Here is a 2,575-nt window from a genome sequence, read left to right on the forward strand (position 1 = left end):
TGGCAAAATCGAGCGTGGTGGTCGCGCCGGGCGCCAGCGGCGTGGCAAAGCGCAGGATGCGATAGTTGAAGCGCGCATCATCGCGGTCCACACGGGTGCCGGGCACCACCAGCTTGAGCAGGCTGGTATCGCGATCCGACAGCCGCACGTGCAGGGTTTCCAGGGGCGCACCGGTGTCGTTGACCAGCGTATAGCGGCCACTGGCATCAAAGCGGCGCTGCGCCGGGTTGAGGTCCACGGTCATCACCATCGCCGTTGCGCGCGGCTGCGGCAGACGTTCATAACGCAGATAGGCGCGTTCCAGATCAGCCTGCCAGATCTCGGCATCATCGCGGTTGCGATATTCGTTCAGCACGTTGGTGTTCTGATAGACATAGGCACCGGTCGCCGCCGAGCCCGCCAGCCCCGCTCCGATCAGCAGCAACGGCACCCCGCGCAGCCGGCCCGGCAAGCGCGCCAGACGAGGCAGCAGCGAGACATCATTGCCGCGCCGCCACAACAGATGCGCGCACACCGCCAGCAGCAGCGCCCAACCGGCCCAATAGGCCCGCAGCCACCACGCGGCAGCCCCGCCCAGCCGATCGGCATTCATGTCTGAAAGGCTCACAGCCGGCGTCTGGCCATAGAGATAGAGCGGATGTTCAAAGCCCATCTGCGCGAGCACGATGGTGCTGACCAGATACAATGTCATGATCGCCCAACCGACATATTTATTGGGGCTCAAGGCCTGCACGAAGATCGCCAGCACGGCGAGTTGGATCATCTCGACCGTGAGCGGCAGGGCGTACCACAGGAAATACTGCCCGGGCTGGATTGCATCAAAACCGCGCAGCAACTGCATCAGCACCGCCGCCAGCACCGAAATCAGCATCACGCACAGCAGCACCGCCGACAGGCCAAGCACCTTGGGCACCAGATAGGCCCAGTTGGGCAGCGACGTGGCATCGATGATCTCGTGAAATTTCACCTGGCGATCGCGCCACACCAGTTCGCCGGCATAATAGATGGCGATGATGATCGGAATAATGCCGAAACTGCCCAGCAACTGCCGGATCAGCGCGAACGTGGCCGGGCGGGATGGCGTGCCGTAAAGCTCGCCAAAGAACCACAGCGAGCCGCCGGCATTGAACAGGCCGACGATCATCAGCACGAAAAACGCCGGGCTGCGGAACAGCTGCACCATTTCAAAGCGGATGCGTTCCCACATTCGGATGCCGGCGGCCTGATCCGGGCGGGCCGCCGGCAGGGCGCTGACCAGCGTGGGTGACACAGCGGCGGCCTTGGCCTGCTTGCGGTCGGCCCTGGCAGCGGCCTTGGCCGAAAGCGCCTTCTGCGCGAAGGAAAAACGCCAATAGGCAAAGCCCAGCGCCAAAAAGCCCGCGGCAATCACCATCAAGCGATTGCCGAGCAGTGCGCCCGCCAATGCCGGCATCTGGCTGTTGGATTCAGCCGCCGTCCAATACCGGGTGGCATCACCCACCGCCGCCAGGCCAAAAGGTTCGACCAAGGCCATGATATCGCGATATTCGGGTTTGTCGCCGGCGATGCCCGAACTCACAAGATAGGCGACCAGAAACACCACCACGCCAACATAGCTGCCCATCATCGAGCGGGTGACCGTGGCCACCGCAAAGAAGATCGCCGAGGTGAGGAAGATGTTGGGCAGCGCCAGAGTGGCCCAGGCCCTGGCATAATATTCGAGGCGATTGGGGCCGAGTGTTTCGGGATCAAGCCACGGCATCAGCGATCCGATGAAGATCGCCAGCGGCACAAACAGAAAGGCCAGCGCGGCCGTGATGAAGGCGCCGGAGAAGCGCGCGATCAGATAATCGAACTTGGAAACCCTCGTCGCCCGCACCATCGGGCCAAAGCCGCTTTCATCATCGCGCACCACCACATTGGCGACAAAGGCCGTGGTGACGAACATGAAGAACACTGACAGGATCAGGTGGATTTCGGCAATGGCTGCCGGGCTGTTGGCGTGAACATTGCCGCCCGAACCAATCTGGATCTCGTCCACCGTGACGGCCCCGAAGGTCAACAGGAAGAACAGCACCGAAACCACCCAGAACACCGGGTTCTTCAGTTGATAGCGCAGCTCGAACAGCGCGATGGAAGCGAACATGCCGATGCTCCCGATCAGGCCGCAGCGGCGGTGCTGGGGCGGCGGCTCTTCGCCAGCGTGGCGAAGTAAACATCCTCCAGCCCGCCTTCGACCGGCGCAAACCCCTGCCCCGGATCACTGCTGGACAAGACATGCACGATGGTGCGGCCAGCAAAAAGCCGGGTGGAAATCACCTCATGGCTGGCCTTCACGGCCTCCAGCGCATCGCGGTTGATGGTCTTGGCCCACACACTGCCGCGCGCCTTTGCGATCAGATCCTGCGGCGCGCCTTCCAGCTGGATGCGGCCCTGCGCCAGCACCGCCATGCGCGGGCACAGATCGGTGACATCTTCAACGATATGGGTCGACAGGATCACCACCACATTCTCGCCGATCTCGGCCAACAGGTTCAGAAATCGGTTGCGCTCTTCCGGATCAAGGCCGGCCGTGGGCTCGTCAACGATGATCAGC

Annotated in this window: 1 protein-coding gene and 1 pseudogene; both read right to left on the reverse strand. The window is 62.7% G+C overall.

What is annotated here, in order from left to right:
• Window positions 1-2,125, reverse strand: a 2,125-nt coding sequence (locus RMO81_RS15615; protein WP_409049639.1) for an ABC transporter permease, incomplete at its 3' end; no start/stop codon positions are given.
• Between the two features lie 14 nt (window positions 2,126-2,139).
• Window positions 2,140-2,575 (reverse strand): annotated as a pseudogene (locus tag RMO81_RS15620) (ABC transporter ATP-binding protein); the annotation flags it as partial.

This window comes from Sandarakinorhabdus sp. (genome assembly GCF_031422795.1).
In the GTDB taxonomy this organism is placed as follows: Bacteria; Pseudomonadota; Alphaproteobacteria; order Sphingomonadales; family Sphingomonadaceae; genus Sandarakinorhabdus.